The organism is Caballeronia udeis, assembly GCF_001544555.2.
In the GTDB taxonomy this organism is placed as follows: Bacteria; Pseudomonadota; Gammaproteobacteria; order Burkholderiales; family Burkholderiaceae; genus Caballeronia; species Caballeronia udeis.
On sequence record NZ_FCOK02000010.1, the window covers coordinates 60,746 to 82,484 of the forward strand.

General features: G+C 59.5%; 15 protein-coding genes. 2 read left to right on the top strand and 13 right to left on the bottom strand.

Going from position 1 to position 21,739, the window contains the following annotated elements; genetic code table 11:
* Positions 1 to 42: 42 nt before the first annotated feature.
* Genes AWB69_RS09975 through AWB69_RS09985 form a run of 3 tightly spaced genes read right to left on the bottom strand, consistent with a single transcriptional unit; the run spans position 43 to position 3,908 of the window.
* Entirely contained in the window at positions 43 to 1,416 is a 1,374-nt protein-coding gene (locus AWB69_RS09975) for an MFS transporter (protein ID WP_062084736.1), read from the bottom strand.
* 28 nt (positions 1,417 to 1,444) lie between these two features.
* The gene (locus tag AWB69_RS09980) at positions 1,445 to 2,914 is read right to left on the bottom strand and encodes an aldehyde dehydrogenase family protein (RefSeq protein ID WP_062084737.1); all 1,470 of its coding nucleotides are present in this window, start codon (positions 2,912 to 2,914) and stop codon (positions 1,445 to 1,447) included.
* Positions 2,915 to 2,936: 22 nt separating this feature from the next.
* On the bottom strand, positions 2,937 to 3,908 hold the full coding sequence (locus AWB69_RS09985; RefSeq protein WP_062084738.1) for an amidohydrolase family protein: 972 nt from the start codon (positions 3,906 to 3,908) through the stop codon (positions 2,937 to 2,939).
* Between the two features lie 278 nt (positions 3,909 to 4,186).
* Between AWB69_RS09985 and AWB69_RS47565 the strand changes: the two genes are divergently transcribed.
* Complete coding sequence (locus tag AWB69_RS47565) at positions 4,187 to 4,369, top strand: hypothetical protein (protein ID WP_156528794.1); 183 nt, start codon at positions 4,187 to 4,189, stop codon at positions 4,367 to 4,369.
* 49 nt (positions 4,370 to 4,418) lie between these two features.
* Here AWB69_RS47565 and AWB69_RS09995 read toward each other — a convergent pair whose 3' ends face one another.
* The 7 genes from AWB69_RS09995 to AWB69_RS10025 form a co-directional block, all read right to left on the bottom strand.
* The gene (locus tag AWB69_RS09995) at positions 4,419 to 4,793 is read right to left on the bottom strand and encodes a BON domain-containing protein (protein WP_062084740.1); all 375 of its coding nucleotides are present in this window, start codon (positions 4,791 to 4,793) and stop codon (positions 4,419 to 4,421) included.
* 88 nt (positions 4,794 to 4,881) lie between these two features.
* On the bottom strand, positions 4,882 to 5,778 hold the full coding sequence (locus tag AWB69_RS10000; RefSeq protein WP_062084741.1) for a hydroxymethylglutaryl-CoA lyase: 897 nt from the start codon (positions 5,776 to 5,778) through the stop codon (positions 4,882 to 4,884).
* Positions 5,779 to 5,851: 73 nt separating this feature from the next.
* Complete coding sequence (locus AWB69_RS10005; RefSeq protein WP_062084742.1) at positions 5,852 to 7,576, bottom strand: AMP-binding protein; 1,725 nt, start codon at positions 7,574 to 7,576, stop codon at positions 5,852 to 5,854.
* 112 nt (positions 7,577 to 7,688) lie between these two features.
* Complete coding sequence (locus AWB69_RS10010; protein WP_062084743.1) at positions 7,689 to 8,477, bottom strand: enoyl-CoA hydratase/isomerase family protein; 789 nt, start codon at positions 8,475 to 8,477, stop codon at positions 7,689 to 7,691.
* 65 nt (positions 8,478 to 8,542) lie between these two features.
* Positions 8,543 to 10,282, bottom strand: coding sequence for a CocE/NonD family hydrolase (locus AWB69_RS10015; RefSeq protein WP_062084744.1), 1,740 nt, complete (start codon positions 10,280 to 10,282; stop codon positions 8,543 to 8,545).
* Between the two features lie 67 nt (positions 10,283 to 10,349).
* On the bottom strand, positions 10,350 to 10,607 hold the full coding sequence (locus AWB69_RS10020) for a hypothetical protein (protein WP_156528795.1): 258 nt from the start codon (positions 10,605 to 10,607) through the stop codon (positions 10,350 to 10,352).
* Between the two features lie 263 nt (positions 10,608 to 10,870).
* Positions 10,871 to 11,659 (bottom strand): enoyl-CoA hydratase/isomerase family protein, encoded by a 789-nt coding sequence (locus AWB69_RS10025; RefSeq protein ID WP_062084746.1) that lies wholly within the window; start codon positions 11,657 to 11,659, stop codon positions 10,871 to 10,873.
* 617 nt (positions 11,660 to 12,276) lie between these two features.
* On the opposite strand from AWB69_RS10025, the gene AWB69_RS10030 reads away from it, so the two are divergent.
* Complete coding sequence (locus AWB69_RS10030) at positions 12,277 to 13,020, top strand: TetR/AcrR family transcriptional regulator (RefSeq protein ID WP_062084747.1); 744 nt, start codon at positions 12,277 to 12,279, stop codon at positions 13,018 to 13,020.
* A gap of 108 nt (positions 13,021 to 13,128) precedes the next feature.
* On the opposite strand, the gene AWB69_RS10035 is transcribed toward AWB69_RS10030, so the two are convergent.
* From AWB69_RS10035 to AWB69_RS10050, 3 genes are all read right to left on the bottom strand, one after another.
* A complete protein-coding gene (locus AWB69_RS10035) occupies positions 13,129 to 13,383 on the bottom strand; it encodes a hypothetical protein (RefSeq protein ID WP_062084748.1) in 255 nt (84 codons plus the stop codon).
* A 914-nt stretch (positions 13,384 to 14,297) separates the two neighbouring features.
* Entirely contained in the window at positions 14,298 to 15,092 is a 795-nt protein-coding gene (locus AWB69_RS10045; protein WP_231937051.1) for an OmpA family protein, read from the bottom strand.
* 118 nt (positions 15,093 to 15,210) lie between these two features.
* On the bottom strand, positions 15,211 to 21,393 hold the full coding sequence (locus tag AWB69_RS10050; RefSeq protein ID WP_082913335.1) for an ESPR-type extended signal peptide-containing protein: 6,183 nt from the start codon (positions 21,391 to 21,393) through the stop codon (positions 15,211 to 15,213).
* Between the last annotated feature and the right edge of the window lie 346 nt (positions 21,394 to 21,739).

Sequence of the window (21,739 nt, forward strand, 5' to 3'; positions counted from 1 at the left end):
ATTTAAAGATCGAATGCGTCTGTCTGAATCTGTCGTAATCCGCTAACACTCGACGCAATCTATCCTGCTTCTCCCCGAAGCACGGCTAAGGAAAACAAGCATCAGACACGATGCCAGCGCGGGCACCGCGGCCGCAACAAACAACGCGGTGTTCGACCATTGCAGCCTGACCAGTTGTCCGGCCAGGACTGGACCAATGATTGAACCCGCCCGGCCGATCCCCAGGCTCCACCCTACCCCGGTCGCCCGCAGCGAGGTGGGATAGTGCGTCGCTGTCAACGCATTGATGGCTGGTTGTCCACCCACGATGCAGATTCCGCTTATCAGCACGACGGCATAGCGCAATCCCGTCGATAGATCAGGAAGACCCACGGACGATACCGAGAATGTCGCCACCAGAAAGCTGAGCGCCAGCACACGATAGAAACCGAAGCGGTCCATCAACGGACCCAGCAATAGCGCACCCGCGGTGCCACCGACCTGCAACGAGGTACCGATGAGCACCGCTGTCGAGACCGCGTGACCGGCCCGCAAGGAAAGCATCGGAAGCCAGTTGGACAGGAAAAACAGATCGAGCAGGTTCGCGAAGTTGATACCCCATAGCAACAGCGTAGTCGCGCTGCGGCCATGGCGAAACAGCTCGCCAACCGAGGCCTTCGCCTGCGGCTGCCCACGAACCACAAAGCGGGTCCCTGGCCCGAGCCGGACATTCGGTGCGATTCGCCCAAGCCACTGGGCAATCTTTTCCGGGCTACGCCCTTTGGTCACCAGAAGCTGGAGCGATTCCGGCAGATACCTGGCCATCACGACGGCAATGACGAGCGGCAATAGGCCCCCGACGAGGAACACCGACCTCCAGCCCATCGAGGGGAGCAGGGCTGCGCAGAGAAACCCTCCGGCGATTGCCCCACCCGTGAAGCCACACGAGACCCATGTCATCAGCGCCGCCCGATGTTTCCGCGGACTGTACTCGCTGACCAGTGCAACAGCGTTACCCATCACGCCGCCGATGCCGAAACCGGTCAGGAAACGAAGCACGAGAAATTCCGGCACACTCTGAACCTGAGTAGTACCGAGCATACATAGCCCATAGAAAATGGTCGCACCGACCAGCACCGGCCGGCGCCCCACCCGATCGGCCAGGGCGCCGAAAATGATCGAACCCGCGAGCATCCCAAGGAGGCCGGCCCCGAAAATGGGACCGAGCTCGGCCGGGCCAATGCCCCATGCACGGACAATCGCGGGTGCAACAAACCCCATTGTCTGGACGTCAAACCCATCCATGACCACCGAGCAACCGATCATCACCATGATCCATTTCTGGAAGGTGCCAAGTGGCTGGCTGTCGATTAACGCGCCAATGTCAACGATCGAAGCATGCGTCTCTTCTACTCGCTGCACCGTAGAGGGGGTCAATTTTGCACCTCGCTTGATCTGAACCTGTCTAGAAGGGATAAGCAGGCAGGCTTTCGCGGCTCGTTACCCACTGCCATTCCGTGAACTGGTCCGCGTTGGTCAGCGTGCTGTAGTTCTGCCCGTTGCCCGAGAGACCCAGACCGCCCATCGGCCCAAACACCTCGTGCATGATCGTCTGGTCGTTAATGTGGACGATACCGGCATGCAACCGGTCCGCAATCCGCTGGGCGCGACGCAAATCGGCGGACACCACTGCCGCAACCAGGCCATAGCGGGTCTGATTGGCGAGCGTTACCGCTTCATCGTCGTTCCTGAACACGGTCACCGCGGCGACGGGGCCGAAGATCTCTTCCTCGAACACGGGCATTCCCGGTGCGACGTCTACCATGACGGTCGGCTTGAAGAACAACCCGTCGCGCGACCCTCCGGCCAGGATCTTCGCACCCTTGCTAACCGAGTCCTCGACGATGCGATCGACGTTTGCAGCCTGCCGTTCATTGACGATGGGACCCAGGTGGAAATTGCCCTTGAAGGGATCGCCAACCGATAGCGCTTCGGTTTTCCGCACTAGGCTTTCAACGTAGGCCTCAGCAATCCGCTCATGAACGAGATGCCGGCCCACGGCCATACAGACCTGGCCCTGATGCAAATACGACCCCCATGCCCCGGCGCTCGCTGCAGCTTCGACGTCAGCGTCATCCAGCACGATGTAGGGATTCTTGCCGCCGAGCTCGAGGTTCGCCCGCTTGAGCAGTCCTCCCGCCACGGCGCCGATCGCCTGCCCAACCCGCGTGGATCCCGTGAAGCTGATCATGTTGACAAGCGGGTCCCGGACCAGGACATCACCCGTTTCCGCGCCTCCCGGAAGGACATGCAGCAACCCCTCGGGCAGCCCCGCGGCCTCGAACAACCGCGCATACAGAACGCCGCCACTGACCGACGATTGAGGATCGGGCTTGAGCAGCACCGCGTTGCCGGTCGCAAGCGCCGGCGCGATGGCGCGTGCCGCCAGAATGAACGGGGAGTTCCACGGCGTGATGACGCCGACCACACCCAGGGGAATCCTGCGCGCAACGCTATGCCGCCCCTTCACGTCGCTGGCCGTGATCATGCCTGATGGCTGGCTGCCCAACGCGGCAGCTTCGAGGATTTCCCGAATCGCCATCTGCACTTCCATCTGCCCCTTCTGCCGTATCGACCCGGTCTCACGGACAATTTGAAGCGCGATCTCGTCACGATGAACCTGCAGCAAACGAACGACCTCGCGCAGGATGTCCCCACGCTGAGGACCGGGTTTTTCCGCCCAGGAAGATTGCGCCTCTTTGGCGATAGCGGCGGCAGCGGACACGTCGGCGGCAGACGCACAGCCGATCGATCCCAGTTCCGCGCCGGTCGCCTTCTCGGTCACCGGGATCGTACCCGCGCCTCCGGTTTTCCAGCCGCCACTGTAGATCTTGTCGCGCCACACGTCTGCTGGCGCCAGTTCTGTCACTGACATCTTGTTTCTCCTGTTTCCCGAATCATTGAAGACCGAACAGACGTCGTGCGTTTTCCCGTCCGATCTTGACGCGATCGGTCTCGCTGATCGAGCACGTATCGAACCATGTGGATGCCTCATCATGCGTTTCGAAAGGATAGTCGACCGAATAAATGATCCGGTCACTCCCAACTTCCAGCATGGTGGACAGCAGTGTCTGAGTTCTGAAATTCCCGCTCGTCGTAACGTAGACGTTCTCCCTCAGATATTCGCCCACGGTGCGCTTGCATGGCAGTCCTCGTGGCGCCTTTTCCAGGATGTGGTCGACACGCCAGATGTTGAATGGAATGCCCTCGCCCAGATGGCCGAGAATCATCTGCAAGTCGGGATTGCGGTCGAAGAGGCCTGAGGTTATCAGTCTGAGTGCGTGAATGCTCGTCTCAACGGCGAACGCCCAGGTCGCGGCGGTCAGCCACGGGAAACCATCGTAGATCGGCTCACGGGACGGCAACGGATCCCGGGGATGCATATAGAAAGGCTTGCCGAGCGCCGCCGCATTCGACCAGAAATCGGTGTACTGCGGAGCGTCGTAGTACACGACATTTTCCGCGTCACCCACCTGGGAAAAACCATTCACCATGAAGCCGTGAAATCCGAGTTCCTTTACGCTGCGTTCGAGTTCACGTGCCGCAGCCTCGGGATCCTGCATAGGCAAAGCAGCGAATCCACCCAGGCGAGTTGGATGGCGGGAAACGTGTTCAGCGAGGACATCGTTGGCTCGCCTCGCGACATCGATCGCTTCCTTGATGTCCGGAATACCCTGAATGCCAGGCGAGTTAAGCGACAGGATTGAATACGCAGTTCCGCCCTGCTCCATCCGCTCGAGTCGCTGCTGCTCAATGTCCATCAGGTTCGACTTCAGGATCTCCCAGAGGTGGGGAGGTGCATAACCTTTCGACTGCCCGATAGTGAGGTCTATCGCGAAGTGCTCTTCGAGCGCTATCTTGTCTTTCATTAATCAGCTCCGGTTCAGGATAAAACGCCTTGCTTAAGTCAGGGAGAGGTGGACCATCCGAGGTCGCCCGGTTTATATTTACGTGATTTTTCAACTATATTTTCGTTGAAGTATAGTTGAATTTTCAAACATTGGCACTCGCGTAAACCCTCTGCCTGTTGCCGGCGCATCCGACGTCGCATATTCACGCGCTGTCGAGAATCATTGACCGTGTTGAGAATCGGAAACTTGTCAAGCGCGAGAGGAGCGCGACGGATGGAAGGTCAATCAAAGTTGCCTTGACAGATAAGGAAGCCGAACTGGTGTTTCGCATCGTTCCTGTTGCGATCCAATATTTATCAGCGATCCTTAACTGTTTACCGGAAAGCGACATTCGGGTACTGAGCACCTTGCTGCTCAAGCTATGCGACAACGCTGGTGCGCTTGATGACCTTGCTCGACTGAACTCGCCTTCAACCTGAAGATTGAAGGGCCAGCCGTCTGCTTCAAAATATCTTTACCCTGGAGCAGTTAAAGTTGAGGTCGCAGCACTATTTTGCTGGTGACTGACTTGACGCCCGGTACCTTGCCGGCAGCTTCCGTTGCAATGTGCTCTTGGTCTTGGCTATCGATAAAGCCGCCTAGAATCACCTCACCAGTTCGAGAATTTGCAAAAACCGCGATATCTGCACCTTCGAGGTCCTTCACTTTGTTCAACGCAAGGTGCACGCTCCTCGCAAACAAGCGGTTCGCAGCGCGCTCCCCTTTAATCGAAATGCCGGATTGGGACGCTTCACTGGCTACTGCCGCGCTCGTGGTCGCGCCAGACGCCAGCCCCTGAGCCAGAGCACCTGTTGACAGCCATGCCGCTAACGCCAACAGCGTCGTTTCATACTTCATTTTCATATACCCACCATGGTGTCTCAAGGATTAAGCTCGTTCGACTCATGCACCCGATTATGTTTCAACGCACATGATCGATTCCAACCCCGAATCACGAACGCTTGGAGAGAACCGCCCGTCCCACTCGAGATCCGTTGTCGCGGCCAAGTTGAGCTGAAATCCACGTGCCGCAATCCACTAGCGCGTCCAGATCAACACCAGTGTCTGCGCCCAGTTCGTTCAATAGATACACGACGTCCTCGGTCGCGACGTTGCCAGTCGCGCCTCTGGCATAAGGACAGCCTCCCAACCCGGCGACCGAGCTGTCGAACACGCGGAGTCCGAATTCGTACGACGCGTGGACGTTGGCCGCCGCCATGCCGTAGGTATCGTGGTAGTGCCCCGCCAGACAGTTGACCGGTACCCTCGCCGCTACCGCATTGAGCATGCGCCGCACCGAACCTGGCGTGCCGGTGCCGATCGTATCTCCAAGCGACACCTCATAGCAGCCCAGCTCGTATAGGCGTGCGGCCACGTGCGCGACCTTCTGCGGCGCGATCGCACCGTCGTACGGGCACGCCACTACGCAGGACACGTAGCCTCGGACCTTGACACCCTGACGCCTGGCAGCGTCCAGCACCGGAACGAACCGGTCGATCGATTCATCGATCGAGTAGTTGATATTCTTCCGCGAAAAGCCCTCCGACGCGGCCGCGAAGACGGCCACCTCGCTCGCGCCTGCAGCCACTGCGGCCTCGAAGCCCCTCAGATTCGGCGTTAACACCGGGTAGTTCACGTTCGGTCGACGTTGCAATCCCTGCATTACCTCTGCCTGATCCGCCATCTGCGGGACCCACTTGGGCGAGACGAACGATGTAACCTCGATATCGCGCAAGCCCGCGGAGGCCAGGCGTTCGATCAGCTCCAGCTTGATCGCGGTGGAGACGTTCTGCTTTTCATTCTGAAGCCCGTCGCGCGGACCGACTTCGACGATGCGCACATGTTCCATCACTCAACTCCTGCGAAATTCAGCAGATCGGCCCCGTTTGAGACCACCAGTGACCGATCCAGCCATCACTTAGCTATCCTCCTGATTTTTTATCGCTCATATTCAGAATCCGAATCATCTCCTCGCGCATCACAAACTTCTGTACCTTCCCCGTCACGGTCAACGGCATTTCATCGACAAAGTGGATATACCTGGGCACTTTGTAATGAGCGATTTGTCCCCGGCAAAATTCGCGGATGTCTTCCTCGCTAACATATTCGCCTTGTCGAAGCACAATCCACGCGCACAACTCCTCGCCATTTTTTTCATCCGGTACGCCGAACACCTGGACATTCTGGATTGCTGGGTACCTAAACAAATATTCCTCTATCTCGCGAGGATAGATGTTCTCTCCACCGCGAATCACCATGTCCTTGAGTCTGCCGACAATATTGCAATAACCGTCAGCGTCAATCATTGCAAGGTCGCCCGTGTGCATCCATCCGTCGATGATGCTTTCGCGTGTCTTCTCCTCATCTTCCCAATACCCCAGCATCACCGAGTATCCTTTCGTGCAGAGCTCTCCGGTTGCACCAACGGGCACGGTGTTTCCAAGGGAATCGACGATCCTCACTTCGAGGTGCGGCTGAATCCGCCCAACCGTGGTCGTGCGCTTGTCGAGCGGGTCGCTGGTTGCACTCTGAAAAGATATCGGGCTGGTCTCCGTCATACCATACGCAATAGTGACCTCCTGCATATGCATTCTGGACGCCACCTGCTTCATCGTCTCGACGGGGCACGGCGAACCCGCCATGATGCCGGTGCGAAGACTGCCTAGATCAAACGCCGCAAATTCCGGATGCTCGAGCTCTGCGATAAACATCGTCGGCACCCCGTGAAGTGCCGTGCAGCGCTCTTCCGCAATTGACGCGAGGGTCGCGCCGGCGTCGAATCCTTCGCCTGGGAAGACCATCTGCGCGCCGACGGAGACGCACGCCATGACGGCGAGAACCATTCCAAAACAGTGGTAGAGCGGAACCGGGATACAGAGTGAGTCGGCCTCGGACAGCTTCATTGCCATCGCCACAAAACGCCCGTTATTGACAATGTTCCGATGCGTCAGCGTTGCGCCCTTCGGGCTGCCAGTGGTACCGCTCGTGAACTGAATATTGATCGGGTCGTGGGCAGACAGCGCGAAGGTCGTTTGTTCTTCGTCGCGCAGGATTGCCTCGCCCTCGTCCATTACGGCGGAGAATGGCGTCACGCCCGATATGCCGGGGTCACCAGTGGATATGACAATACGGAGTTCGGGCAGGCGCGCGCAATGCAGATCACCCGCTTGCTGCAACGCCAGCTCTGGGGCAATGTCGAGCAGCATGGAAATATACTTCGACGTTTTGAATTGCTCTGCCGTCACGAGTGCCTTGCACCGCACCTTGCGCAAGGCATACTCGAGCTCCGAAACGCGATAGGCAGGGTTGATGTTGACTAAAACCGCACCGATGCGTGCCGTAGCGAATTGCGTGAGCAGCCACTCGAATCGGTTGGGCGACCAGATACCGACGCGATCACCCTTTGCTATGCCCAAGGACAAGAGACCCGCGGCGAGTCGGTCGACCCGTTCGTGAAATTCCTTCCATGTCCAGCGCACGCCCTGTTCGCGGAACACCACAGCTTGCCGCTCTGCGAAACGCTGCGCTATGTTGCTTAGAAACTCGCCAATTGTGGCTTCGCTCAATGGAACATCCGTCGCGCCGCGGACGTACGCCATGCCGTCGACGGGTGCGATAGACGCAAGGGAACCGGGTAACGTTTGCATAAAACCATTCTCCAACGCTGCTGTGCCCAGAAGAGCAGGGCACCTCATTTCGACAGGCCGTGAAATGCTCATCAGTTTGTAGTGCCGTGCTGATCCCCACCGAAGCTTCCAGTTACCTGCCGTAAAACACCAGGTCAGTAGGCTCCTGGTCGCGGTCGAACGCTTCCGCAGTGTGGGCAAAGCCCCGTGTGACGTCTTCCGTGTGGTACAGGCCCATGCAAACATCCAGCAGTGCAATATCGGCACCCGCCACGCCGCCACTTGACCATGTCTTGAGCAGGGTGCGCGTCGCCGCATACGAAAGCGTGGGACCGTCCGAAAGTCGCGTCACCAGTTCCTTGGCGACACGTTCGAGTTCATCGGGTTCTGCCACGTGCGTGGCAAGCCCGATCTCCCCGGCCAGACTGCCTGGAATCGGCTCGCCCAGCATGGCGAAGCGCGACGCGCGACTACGCCCCACTCGCTCAGCCAGACGTTGCAACGCCCCCGCGATGGGCAACATCGCGGTCGTTACCTCGACGCAACGGAAGACGGTGTCGGTCGACGCCACGACGAAGTCGCAACCCAACGCGAGCTCAAGGCCGCCACCAAATGCCAGACCCTGCACCACGGCCACCGTAGGGACACGCAGGGCCTCGATCGCGCGATACGACGTGTTGACTTCCGCCACGAACGTACGGAACCAGTTCAGGTCCTTACCTGGCCATTCGCGAACCTCACCGCCGAGACTGAAATGCGGCCCCTCTGCGCGAACGACGAGCACGCGGATATCGCTTTCACTCGCCTCGTGAACCGCCTCGCGCAGACATTGGGCAAAGCGCAGATCCAGCCGGTTGTATGGCGGATTTGCCAGTACGATATTCCCGACCTTTCCTTCGCGCTCAAAACGTATGCTTTTCATTGGAGAACCTCATGTTGTCGGACAAATACACCGGGCACCAACGATGCCCTTCAAGAATCGGCTGCTCAAGACCGGGTCCCATTCATTGGAATGACGGGAAGCAGCAAATGTGAAGGGCGGTCCGCGTCGCGGTAAATCTTGTGGGTGACCGTATTGCTGCTGCATACGTGATACGGGATGTACTCGACATCGGTCATTGCACCCGTTCCAGTAGGTACGTCAAGACTGCATATCTCGATACAGATTCGATGACCGGCCTTGAACTGGTTGGCCGTCGCCAGCACCTGGATCTCATACTTGACAATCTCGCCCGGGGTCACCGGTTCGATGGAATCCTTCGTCAACTTGTAGAAGGGTTCCGCAGGTGTGGATCGATCAGGATCCGTTGCCCGGTATGAGGCTTTCAGCCAACCACGAGTCAATTCGCGTTCCGGCAACGTCTCGGGAACCGTTCGTTCACCAACGCGCGCCGTAACGACCGAGACGTCCGGGCCCACATCCTTGAGGATGACGAACCAGTTCGTATCCGGCTGGTCAAGCTCTGCATAGAGCGTGAGCGCGATCGGACCAGCCACCAGCACGTCGTGGGGAAGCGGATCCGTCATATAGCGTAACCGCTCAACCTTGGTGGTCTTCTTAAGCGGCATTTGCGTAAAGACATCCGGTTCCCGATGCGCATTGCCGACCTCGGACGAGGGTCGGGGTGTGTCCGTGGAAAGCTGCTCCCAACCACCCAGGTAATACTTCACCCATTCGGTTTCGGGCAAAGGCCAGTCGCCGCCCGTGCGCCATTCGTTGGCGCCCATGACCCAGTAACGAACCGGGGGCTCATCCATGATGCCGGTGTCGACACCTTTGAGCCAGTAGTCGTACCAGCGGATGACCTCGTCGTGGTACTGGTGGAAAGGTCGTTCCAGATGTGCAGGACCGGTAAAAACCAGCTTGCGCGGCTGCTTGACGTTTCCGAAGTAGTGCTGAGCACCGAGCCAATGCAATTTATAGGTGTAAGCATAGGCACCGGACCCCGTATAGAACGGCACCTTGATCGACTTGAAGACTTCTTCGGCTCGCTCGAGTGTTCCGTCCGGCTCCCAAGGGTTCGTCATGATGTGGTACATCACCCACGTGCGCTGACCCTTCTGCGTCAGAATGTTGTAGAGGTTGATGTACATCTTGTAGTCGGGATTACGCATGGCCACGCGCCAGAGCTCCTCCTGCTCATCAGGTAGTGGCCCAGGCACACCGCGCGACTCATGCACGGTGCTGAAAACATCGAGCAAGTACGGGAAGGTATGGATGACACCGCCTGGATTGAAATCCCGAAACCCGAACATGCCCCCATATGCGCTACAGGCGTCATAAGGGAAGATCGCCTTGAGCGCCGGATGTCCCTGCGCGGCCGCGCGCCATTGCTCCCCCGCAAAACCCGAAATGCCCACCATCCCGACTTTGCCGTCCGACCACGGTTGTTGAGTGATCCACTCGATCATGTCGTAATGATCGGTGTTCTCTTCACCATAGTGACCTTCCGACTTGGCCGAGCCTCGCGGCTGGGCAATGACGTGCACGTAGCCGTTCGCAATAAAGCGACGAGTGTCACCGGCTTCTATTGGCCCGAACCACAACGGCGCATGGGCGGGTTGCGGAGGCAGCACGTCGGCAATGTCCGGGCCCTGAAGATCCTTGTTGTGCAGAGCCGAAGCATAGAGCACCGGATACTTCCCCTTCCCATCCGGTCGATAGACGTCGACCGCGAGACGAGTTCCATCCCGCATCGTGACGATGACGTCGCGTTCTTCAATCATGTCCCCTCCAGATTTGTTGGTACTTTCGGCTTTAGCGTGCGGCCGCTGCTGCATCCGAAAGCGGTCCTCACTTTCGGATGTCGAACTTCGCGTCTGCCGCTGCCCTGTGACGATGCACGCTGTGGAAATCACTATACTTCACAGTTGTACAGTTTGCAAGACGGGCAACGCCCAGGAGTGAGTGAGGTGCGGAATCGTCAATGCTGCCGTTTTTATCGGGAAGGCCGCGCTGGCGCAGCGCCGTTTGGCCTTGAAGCAAAAGCTCACCGACATCTTCTGACGGATCGCCAATGCCTGAGATCGCCAATTCCAGACCGACCTTCAATAGGATTGCATCGTCGGCCGCTGACACTCTGGCGGGAAAACATGCCGCCAGATTCTCAAGCGGGGCTTACCTCACGGTCATATCTGGTTTTCACAGATATCATTCGTACTACAAAATTAGTAAGACGTACAGGCAATTTCACAACCGACCATTTCCAATTCCATACGCCCGCCAGACGGGGCGGCGCCGAAATCGCCTGATACAGTTCCACCACACCGCGTACGACTCGAGCGATGAGTCTTCCGCGGATTGACCCTCCGCCTTCAGCCTGGCAAGTTCCTTGGCGAATGCGATCGCTCAACGAACCCGGCAACTCGTTGATAGAACGTTTCGCTCGAGGCACACTTCAGAAATGCGCGCTTCTCGTCCTCGAGATGTTGTGCAAGTCCGTGCTCCGATGCCTGGCTTACGAGCGATTTCATCTCTTTGACCGCCAATGGCGGCAAGTCCATAACATCCCGTGCCATAGCAAGGGTGGCCTCTTCCAGCGCCAGTGGATCCGCAACACATTGCACAAGGCCCAATGAATTCGCTTCCTCCGCACTCAACGAATTCGTCACCAGCAGAAGTTGCAGGGCACGTGCCGCCCCTAGGCGGCGCGCCAAATGGAAAGAAAGTCCTCCGTCGGTCGAGGTACCAAGCTTGCCGTATCCGACGACAAAGCGAGCCGAACGTGAAGCTACGACCAGGTCACACGCCATTGCCAACGAAAAGCCTGCACCGGCGGCAGCGCCCTGCACACTCGCGATCACAGGAATTGGCAAACGCCGTAGCGCCAGAATGACTGAGATAAGCGCACTGATCAGCGTTTCGAGAAAGCTATCGGATCTGTGCAGCCCGTCCAGGATCTGAACCAGGTTTCCTCCGCTCGAGAATATTCGCCCGGTGGCACGCAAAACGACTGCACGATACTTCTCTTGCGCCTCAATCTCGCTGAGAGCCCTCAACATGGCATCGCAGAACTCCAGATCGATCGAGTTCGCCCGAACTTCGTTTCCCATGGTGATGACGGCGAGATCGTCACGGGAGGTCAAGGTGATGTTGCTCTGCATTTGGCGAATCCTGCATTCAAGGAATTCAGGTGGTAAAACTCAGCTGCGTTCAAGTGCGTTTATGCATCTAGGGTCGCGCTGCGACTAGCGCCTCGAATTTAGTGGTCAATCAATCAACCGCCGGTCCCAGGCGCTACATTGAGGTTTTCCTCGCATCAACGAAATTATTATATTTTACTTCTGTTAAATTTAACAAGTGCGTCCTGACTTCCTTGTTTACTTGTCCGGAAATGTTCCTGTACGGATCGCGACTCCTCAGAAGCGTGCGCAGATTTCATCCGATGATTTTGCTTAGGATTGGGCTTGCGGGCAGGCGCCAGGCGAACGCTAGCGCGCAAGAAAATTTATCGCTGGGGGGATGGTTGCGCGCCGACGACATTTGATACGCAGAAATGCTTCGTTCGAACAGGGCCACGAAGTTCGCCCACGGCGGGCCGACACCGGTTCTCAGAAGAGCAGCACGCATAGTCCGTTGTATTATACTTTTGTATAGTTTTTCTGCCGTGCTCGCGATGCAGACATCTAAGGCAGGTTGTAGAAGGCAGTACCAAACGCCATCTTGCCAAGCCTCAAGGCGAGCGTGCTGCAGCAACGAATTTCCTATTCAAGGGACCAGAATGGCGCAACGTAAGGTTAGCAAGAACTCCGGTAGCAACGGTCGTCCAGTTGAACTCCAGCGCGCCGAACAGCAGCGTGCGCAGGAAACGCGGGCCGCGATCTTGAACGCTGCGCTCTCGGAATTCGCCGCAAAGGGTTTTGAGGCTGCTAGCATCCGGAGCATCGCCGATCGAGTCGGAGTACAGCACCCGCTCATCACCTACCATTACCGCTCCAAAGATATTCTATGGCGTGCGGTAGCTGAATATGTTTTCGAACGTATCCGTCGTGAATGGGACATCTATCTGGCAGATACGCTAACCGGGAGCGCTGCAGAGCGTGTACGTGCGGTGTACAAGGCGCTTTTCAGATTCACGGTCGACTATCCTGAGTTTCATCGCTTCATGCACCAGGAATCCCTCGGATATAGCCCGAGGCTGCAATGGCTCGCGGACACGGTGCTCAAGCCGCTGATCAACTGGCTGCTGCCACAAATTCGTGCCGCACAAGATGAAGGTGCGATACCACAAGGCGAGCCCATCATTTTCCACTATCTGTTAATCAGCCTGACGTCGACCCTTTCTGGCTTCGGCCCAGAGATGCAGGCGACCGCAAATGTTTCCGCATCAGATCCCGCCACGGCCGATGCCTACTGGCAAACAGTTGAGGAACTCGTCTTCCACAAGCAGAAGCCTGCCGGCCGGACCAAGCAAGCCGAACCGCGTGCCGGGTCGCTCAAGGAGCCGCAGTTGACTGCGAAGTGACCCCCGCGGCGCTCACACCACCCTGGAGCCAGTGATGGCCTGTCCACCACGCGAAGTGACGAGTTTAGCCATTGGGTTGCCGTGCGCTAACCGGTAAGCGTGAACCTGTCACTCGACGTGGTCGGTCGACCCGTCGAACTCGATGCTGCAAAACGGGCCGCCCTGAAATAGACGACCGACTTCGTCTTCTGAATCAAAGTGCGCCTCCACTTCCATCACGTGGTCTTCGGCATTCTCCAGAGGGACATAGCCGATCTTCACCGCTCCCGGATTCGCGTACCATCCTCGCTGATTGGCGCAGACGCCGTACACAACCTCGAAATGAATGTTGTCCGCGTCCAGGCTGCTTTGAACAAGTCTCAAAGTGAGACGAGCGTGCGAAGAGCTCGGCTACATGCCGAACGGCGCAGCGCGCTCTCTCGACTCGCCGCTCACGCACCATTGGTGCAATCGTGCCGAGCATCGAGAACGAGGGCTTCGCGAGGACCATCTCGGCCCTTCAGCGATGTCTGAAAGAGCATTTGAAAACCACAACTCCAGTGGAAATCGCACGTCCCCCGGACCGAGCTCCTGCAAGGGCGATCAAACTGCTGCCAATCCTCGAAAAGGAATTGTCAGATTGTTGAGCGCGTCCTGTATATCAGTGTCTGCCATGAACGCCCTACCAGACTCCCCCGAGTCGATTCACCCGCCGCCATGGCATGCGACTCAACTGATACAGCCAGGCTACCGCGCGAAGCGAATATTTCTCACATACACGTGAAACTTAATCGTTTTTCAAGGCAAGGCGATGGGCCTACGATAGAACCACGTAAGGCCATTTGCGTTCATTGAGGTGCGGCGGGAGGCTCCATGAATCACGTACTATTCGAGATTCCATCGGTTATCTGTATTCTGTTGTTTATCGGCTTTGTTGTTTTCAGAGCATTCACTTCACCGCTTCCGGGAAAGGAAGAGGATTTTGACTGGTTTATGAAACGGCACGACATCAGCCGGTCGCGAGACACGTTTCGTCACTAGCCCCTTGAATTTGGCAACGGCCCCCTCGACCGTGACGGCTCTGTCGTTCTATTTTTTGTTAGATAACTTGGGTTGTTTCATTTTTTCGACCGCCAGCGCCGGCCTCTTCCGCGGGCTGAAAGATGAAATGGCGTTGGTGAATCACCAACGCCGGCCGAATCTGCAAGCGATGGTGATTCGACTCTATGAGTTATGCGAAAGTAATCTGCATTCCGAAGTTATTAAAAATTCGCATCCCATCCACCAGCGTTAATTCATTAGCCTTTCACCACCACAATCGACACTCGCCGATCCGGCTGCAGGCAAGCGATGACTGCGCGCGAAATCCCGTCCGGGCAATGCGATATCGGCTGACTGGAGCCCGCACCTTGCGTGTGGATAACGCTGCCATCCAATCCGTGGGTGATGAGATAGGCGCGTACGGTATTCGCTCGTGCAAGCGATAATCGCTCATTGACAGCCGCGGAACCTATCCTGTCCGTGTAGCCGACCACCCTGATTTCGTTCACGCCTTCGCGGGTCTTGATCTGCTCGATTGCTTTGTCGAGTTTCGCCTTTCCCTCGGGCAACATGGAGTCCAGACTCGATTGATCGAATGAAAATAGCGTGTCGCTTTGCAGCGTAAATTGCTCGACAGGCGCAGTCGCCGACTCAACGGGCTCGGACGTTGTCAGCGTTGTTGGCTCGAGAAAACCGGCACAGGACGGGTCACGCCAATAGGTGCCGCTCACTTTCATATGGCTATCGAACTGAACTTGATACTGGCAGGTTACGACCTCATTTCCTCGGCGAAAGTCAAACAGGTAGTTCCACACGTGACCGCCAACGAACCACTCATGGAAGTGCGGCGGCCCAAGCAGGTCATACATCTGGTCCTTGGTCAGCCCGGGGCCGACGTTTCGCAGGTTGTTCACATTGACGAACGTACCACCAGTCAGCGTCGTTGATTGAGGATCCGGAAACGTCGGAGGAGATTCGGCGGTCGCACAGCCGCCAAGCATCACCGCTGCGACAAAACTGGAGAACACCGCAAGAACCCGTTGATTTTTCATTTCTGTGCCTCGCATCGAATAATTATTAGCAGGACATCCGCTATACGCCGGCAGCCGTTACAACGAAGTTGCATGGCCGTACGGGTAGCGATGCCCATCGGAAGCCGCGTTCGTGTTCTCACCATTGGTAACCTGCGCCAATGACCGCACCATAGTTGTTGCGTGTGTTCGTCGACACCGCAGCCTTGTAGATCCAGTGGTTGTTTTCAGAGATGGTTGAAATTCCAATCGCCTGCCCCGATTGACTTCGATAAATGCTCCCGGCAATCGACACCATGCTTTTTCCCGGACCTGACGGTTGCGGTAATCCAGCCACGGCCATTGCCGTCGCGGCCCCGGCGTCCGCGTCACGCCGCAGACCTTGAATTTGACTGTCTGTATAACTGTTTGCCTGCGTAACGGCGCTGGAGACGCCCGAATTCAACTGCTGGACATTGACGGCGTCCGTGGGTGCCGTGCCGGCGGCAACATTAGTGACTTGTCTCGGCGTTTCGGCTGAACCCACCGATACGACGTTTGCGCGTCCTCCGTCGTCACTGCCCGCACCAATTGCAACAGAGTTGCTGCCGGTCGATGTCGCTCCCTGCCCCACGGCAGTGGATCCATTCGCCGACGCTGTGGAGGAGTTGCCTACCGCCGTGCTGTTAGGGCCAGAAGCGGCCGCACCCTGCCCGCCCGCGGACGAATTTGATCCGGTGGACGCGGGTGGCGTGGAAGAACCGGACGTAGAAGAACCCGGCGTCGACGGAAAGCCGCCGCTACCCCCGCTTTGATTATTTATCAGCGAGGTCAATTGCGTGGCAACCGCATCAAGCTGGCTTACGTTCACCGCATCGGTACCGGCCTTCCCTGCTGCAACCCCTGTGATCTGCCGATTGCCGACGTTGATTTCTCCCGCCGAAGACTGCGGGCTGCTAAGCCCGTACGCGATGTAATTGCTCAACGCCCCGACAGTCGTGACAGAACCCACACCCAGGGCCACGCTGTTTGCAAACGTTGCACTTGCGCCTGCGCCAATGGCGACGGCATCAATAGCACTGCTTTGCGCGCCTGAACCCAAGGCGACTCCACCCGCATTCGCAGCTTTTGCGTTGGCTCCTTGCGCAAGTGACTGCGCGCCGCTCGCGACTGCACCGCTGCCGATTGCGATTGCGTCCGCCTGGGCAGAATTCGCTTGCTCGCCGATTGCGACTCCGCCGGGAGCTGTTGAGTCCACCACGGCGCCGTTGCCGATACCTACGCCGTTATCACCGTTGACAACGGTTGTCGGGCCGACTGCGATCGACTCCGCGCCCACGGCCAGCGAGTCGGCCGCAGTCGAGTTCGCGTGAAAGTACATTGTCGGAGTCACGGCGAATGACGATAGCGCGCCGACAAGCTGCCTGACGGTGACGGCATCCTGCGCCTTCGTTCCGTCAGCGACATTGATCAACTGGCGATACGTATTTCCTGTGGCACTGCCAACCGATACCGCCCCCAACAAGGTTTGATCGGAAGTATTGAAGGGAATCGCGTGAGTGCCATTCGCAATTGAACCGATGCCCGACAGGACGGCGCGGTCAGATACCGATCCGGAGCCGATAGCAACCCCTCCTGCCACTGAGGCGCTCGCCTGTGATCCAAGCGCAAGTGCGTTGTCCGCCTGTGCTTGCGCGCCGTTACCGCCGGCAAAGCTGCTTGCTCCACTTGCCGCGGCGTTCACGCCAACCGCTAATGCGTTGATGCCGGTGGCGCCATCGTTGTTGTAGTTGCCGCCCGGTGTACCACCATCGTTAGTGCTGTAGTAATGCGTCGTGCTGGCTGCCACCGTGGTTGCAAGGCTGTTGATCGCCTGGTCATTCGCGTATAACTGCGAGCCGTTCACCGCGTCGGTGCTGGTCGCGCTTACCTGACCTGCTGCCACGTTGGTCACCGTACGTTCATTACCCACGCTGCCTACGCTCACCGTGCTCGTCGGGGCAGTCCCGGCATACGTGTATGCCGTGCCGTTGATGGTGCCGCCGGTCGTCGCCACCGCCGCAGCTGTCGTCGAACCGCTGCCCAGCGCAACGGCATTGACGTTACTCGCCACTGCGCCCTGGCCCAAGGCCGTGCTGTTCGTGCCCGTCGCACTGGCAGCCACGCCTGCCGCAAAGGCGTTCACACCAGTGGCACCGTCGTCGTTGTAGTTGGCGCCCTGAGTACCGCCGTCGTTGACACTGTAGTAGTGCGTCTTGTTGGCGGTTACCGTCGTGGACAGATTGTCGACTGCCTGATCGGTCGCATACAACTGCGAGCCGTTCACTGCATCGGTGCTGGTGGCACTCACCCGGCCCGCCGCCACGTTGGTCACCGTGCGCTCGTTGCCTACGCTGCCCACGCTCACCGTGCTTGTCGGTGCAGCCCCGGCATAGGTGTATGCCGTGCCGTTGATCGTGCCGCCTGTGGTCGCCACCGCCGCGGCCGTTGTCGAAGCGCTGCCCAGCGCCACGCTATTGGCGAACGTCGAGCTCGCGGCTGCGCCAAGCGCCACCGCATCCGTGGCGCTACTTTGCGCGCCTGAGCCCAAGGCAATCCCGCCCTGGTTGGCGGCATTCGCGTTTGCGCCTTGCGCGAGTGACTGTGCACCGCTCGCGACCGCGCCGCTGCCGAGAGCGATTGCGTCTGCCGCGGCCGATTGCGTTTGCTGGCCGATCGCGATCCCGCCGGGCGCCGTCGCATCGACCACTGCCCCGTTGCCGACACCGACCCCGTTGTCACCGTTGACGACGGTTGTCGGTCCCACCGCAATCGACTGTGCTCCGATCGCCAGCGAATCGGCCGCAGTCGAGTTCGCGTGGAAGTACAACTGACCCGTTACGGAGAATGACGAGAGTGCACCGGCAAGCTGCCTGATGGTGACCGCATCCTGCGCCTGCGTGCCGTCGGCCACGTTGGTCAACTGGCGATAGGAAGTGCCACTGCCAAAAGACACCGCGCCCAACAAAGTCTGATCGGACGTATTGAACGGAATCGCGTGCGTGCCATTGGCGATGGATCCTGTGCCGGGCAGAACCGTGCGACTTGAGACCGATCCCGAGCCGATAGCCACGCCGCCGGCCACCGAGGCAGTCGCTTGCGCTCCGAGTGCAAGCGCGTTGTCCGCCTGCGCCTGCGCACCATTGCCCATTGCTGTACTGCTCACCCCCGAAGCCAGGGCGCCTACACCCGCAGCCAGGGAGTCGGTGCCGGTGGCGCCGTCGTCAGCGTAGTTGGTACCCTGGATACCGCCGTCGTTGACGCTGTAGTAATGCGTCTTGTTGGCCGTCACCGTGGCGGACAGGGTATTGACTGCCTGGTCGGTGGCGAACAGTTGCGAGCCGTTCACCGCGTCCGTGCTCGCAGTGCTGAGCTGCCCTGCCGCCACGTTCGTGATCTGACGCTCAGCGCCTGCCGCGCCTACGCTCACCACGCTGGCCGGAGTGGCGCCGGCGAAGTTGTAGACCGTACCGTTGATCGTCGCGCTCGCGGTGGGCACTGCCGCAGCGGTCTGCGAGCCTGAGCCCAACGCAATATCGCCTGCGTTATTGGCAACCGCGTTCGGACCGATCGCCACGCTGTTGGCGCCAAGCGCCTGGCTGTCCGGCGCCGTCGAGTTCGCATGGAAGTACTTGATGCCCGGCGTCGTGCCGCCGCCGGTGATCGCGTTGACAAGATTCTGCACCGACGTATAGGTGTTGCCGCCGTAGTTCAGGCTGGTGGTCAGCGCGCCCGTCGTGCTGTTGTAGGTGCTGCTGCCTCCGAGGCTCGACGCCACGCTGTCGCCCAGGTTCGTTACCTGTGTGCCCACCGTCGTGATCGCCGTATCGGCTGCGTATAGCTGCGAGCCGTTCACCGCATCCGTGCTTGCCGCAGTCACGCGGCCGGCCGCCACGTTGGTGATCTGGCGCGGCGCCGCCGACGTGCCGACGCTGACCACGCCGGCGGGCGTGCCGCCCGCGTAGGTAAACGTGGTGCCGTCGATCGTGCCGCTGGCCGTCGGCACTGCGGCAGAGGTCACCGACGCGCCCTGGCCCAGTGCCACGTTCGAGCCGGTCACGCCGCCGGTAATACTCGCACCCTGGCCCAGCACAGTGGAGTCTGCTACGCCATTGTCGGTTGCCTGATTGCCGACCACCAACGAGGCCGCACCCGTTGCAACGGCGCCGAAGCCGCCGGCAGCAGCGTTCGCGCCCGACGATACCGGCTGTGTCGAGGTCACCGAGCTGTTGGATACAAACGGGCCTGCGGCGCCGCTGGTCAGGTTGTTGACCGCCTGGTTCGTCGCATACAGCTCGCTGCCGTTCACCGCGTCCGTGCTGGTCGCGCTCACACGGCCAGCCGCGACGTTGGTAATCGTGCGTTCCTGGCCCAGCGAACCCACGCTCACGGTGCTGCCGGGCGTAGCGCCTGCCACCGTACTCGTCACGCCGCCCACCGTGACGCTGGCGGTATCCACTGCCGCCGCAGTGGTGCTGCCCGAGCCCAGCGCAACCGCCTTCGCATTGCCGGCCGACGCGCCTGCACCCAATGCAACCGCATCGGCCTGGTTCGCTACTGCTGTATCGCCGAATGCAAGCGCGCTCGCGCCGGTCGCGTTGCTTGCGTTGCCCAGTGCGACCGCGCCCTGCCCGTTAGCGGTATTGCCGTTGCCCTGCGCCACCGCACCATTGCCTGTGGCCGTATTGTTCGCGCCCACGGCGACCGCGCCATTGCCGGTCGCGGTATTGGGATCGCCAATCGCGACGGCGCCGTTGCCGCTGACGGTCTGCGCCTGACCGAGCGCCACCGCGCCCGTCCCGCTAAGCACCTGGGAATTCTGTCCGCCGGCGAACGAACCCGCGCCGGCCGCCGCAGTGACGGTGCTGCCGTCGCCGAGGGCGACCGTGGAGGCGGCGAGCGCATGCGCGCCATTGCCTATGGCAGAAGCATTGGTAGCGTTAGCCGTCGCGGAGGTACCCATGGCTACGGCATTGGTGTTGGCTCCCGTCTGAGCCGAATCGCCTATCGCAATGGACGAGGAGCCAGCCGAGCTCGCGCCGGAGCCAATCGCAATGGCGCGAATGCCCGACGCCGCGGCGCCCGCCACCGTCGCGGGGGCAGATGCACCGCCTTCCGCGATGGAATCCGCTCCCCCCAACGCTATCGCATTTGCACCGCTGGCGTTGGAGCCGTTCATCATGCCGAGCGCGTTGAGCCCCGATGCGGCGGCGCCCGCCCCCAATGCCACTGCATTCTGTGCCGAGGCTTTGGACACTGTGCCGGCGGCCAGCGAAGATGGACCGGAAGCAGTGACATCCGTGCCAATGCCAATCGCCCCCGCCGCCGTTGCGCCCGTGCCTGCGACGGTACGCGGCCCAAGATAAACCGCGTTGAGGCCGCTGGCGATGGACTGAAAGCCGACAGCGACGCCATGCGTCCCGGACGCAGTGGCGGTATAACCCATTGCGACGGCCGCAGGCCCGCTGCCCACCGCCTGGAAGCCAATCGCGGTGGCATAGTCGGCGTTAGAGGTAACGTCAGTGCCAACGGCAATAGACGCCGTCCCCGTCGAACCGGTGCCCGCCGCAGTGCGCGCTCCTAGATAAACGGCGTTGGCACCGCTGGCATTGGCTCCCGAGCCAACGGCTATACCGTTGGTTTGCGAACCGGTGGCCCCGCCGCCCACTGCGACCGCCCCCGACGCGGCGGCGCTGGCGCTCGCACCCAGTGCAACGCCGTTGTCGCCAGTTGCTTTAGCTGAGGGGCCGACGGCAGTCGAAAGGTTGCCGCTCGAGACAACGTCAACGCCAACACCGATGGCCCCCGAGCCGCTAGCGGCAACATCCGTACCGATGCCAATCGCCGACTCCGCGGTCGCGCCGGTACCCGCGGCAGTGCGCGCGCCCACGTAAATGGCGTTGGTAACACTAGCAATGGCTTGAAAGCCGAGGGACAAGGCATTAAGTCCCGTACTGGTGGCGGCAAAACCTACCGCAGTGGCTCCGCCTCCAGAGGCTGTGGACTGAAAGCCCACGCACGTGGTGCTGCCGCTATAGAAGTTGAAGGGTGCCGTAGCGCAGCTCACTTGCGCCTGCGCTTGCGCGCCCCATCCGCCCAGGCCCATCAACAACAGTACGGTCAGGACGCGCGAATCAGGGCCGTGCAGCGTAGAGGCGCCGAGCCCATCACGCTGATCGCTTCGCCCGTCGCATACGGTGGCCCCCGCCCCCGACCTGCCCTTCCCGCACGACCTGTCCAGCTCGGAGGCAGCTACAAAGGCGCCCAGCGCCTTATTCCAGATCGACCGATATACCTTGTTCATATTTTTCCTGTTCGATATTGCGAGCGCTCGCCTTTACTTTTTGTAAGGATTACTACATATACAAATCACAAAGAAAGTGTTGGCGTTGCGTTGCTTTGGTGTGGGAACTGCATTCTTTTGTGTTCTGCCTTAGTACTTAGAAATCCTAAGTACTGACGTGCGCCGTCCTCATGCCTGGAAATTTACATGACGAAGGTATCAATAAGGGGCGGCCAGACCGTGCCTGTTTTCTGGCATCCTGGCCGCGCAGACTGCAGAGGGCGCTTGGCTTATGAAGGTCCGAAGGACCACGGCGTATTAACGACAACGGCGTGAAAACGCGCCAATTGCCTATCTGAATGCGATC

Excerpts from the sequence above, each read along its gene's own strand:
- AWB69_RS10050 (WP_082913335.1), bottom strand. The coding sequence starts at position 21,393 with ATGAACAAGGTATATCGGTCGATCTGGAATAAGGCGCTGGGCGCCTTT.
- AWB69_RS10025 (WP_062084746.1), bottom strand. The coding sequence starts at position 11,659 with ATGCAGAGCAACATCACCTTGACCTCCCGTGACGATCTCGCCGTCATC.
- AWB69_RS09985 (WP_062084738.1), bottom strand. The coding sequence starts at position 3,908 with ATGAAAGACAAGATAGCGCTCGAAGAGCACTTCGCGATAGACCTCACT.
- AWB69_RS10030 (WP_062084747.1), top strand. The coding sequence starts at position 12,277 with ATGGCGCAACGTAAGGTTAGCAAGAACTCCGGTAGCAACGGTCGTCCA.
- AWB69_RS10010 (WP_062084743.1), bottom strand. The coding sequence starts at position 8,477 with ATGAAAAGCATACGTTTTGAGCGCGAAGGAAAGGTCGGGAATATCGTA.
- AWB69_RS10005 (WP_062084742.1), bottom strand. The coding sequence starts at position 7,576 with ATGCAAACGTTACCCGGTTCCCTTGCGTCTATCGCACCCGTCGACGGC.
- AWB69_RS10045 (WP_231937051.1), bottom strand. The coding sequence starts at position 15,092 with ATGAAAAATCAACGGGTTCTTGCGGTGTTCTCCAGTTTTGTCGCAGCG.
- AWB69_RS09980 (WP_062084737.1), bottom strand. The coding sequence starts at position 2,914 with ATGTCAGTGACAGAACTGGCGCCAGCAGACGTGTGGCGCGACAAGATC.
- AWB69_RS10015 (WP_062084744.1), bottom strand. The coding sequence starts at position 10,282 with ATGATTGAAGAACGCGACGTCATCGTCACGATGCGGGATGGAACTCGT.
- AWB69_RS09995 (WP_062084740.1), bottom strand. The coding sequence starts at position 4,793 with ATGAAAATGAAGTATGAAACGACGCTGTTGGCGTTAGCGGCATGGCTG.
- AWB69_RS10000 (WP_062084741.1), bottom strand. The coding sequence starts at position 5,778 with ATGGAACATGTGCGCATCGTCGAAGTCGGTCCGCGCGACGGGCTTCAG.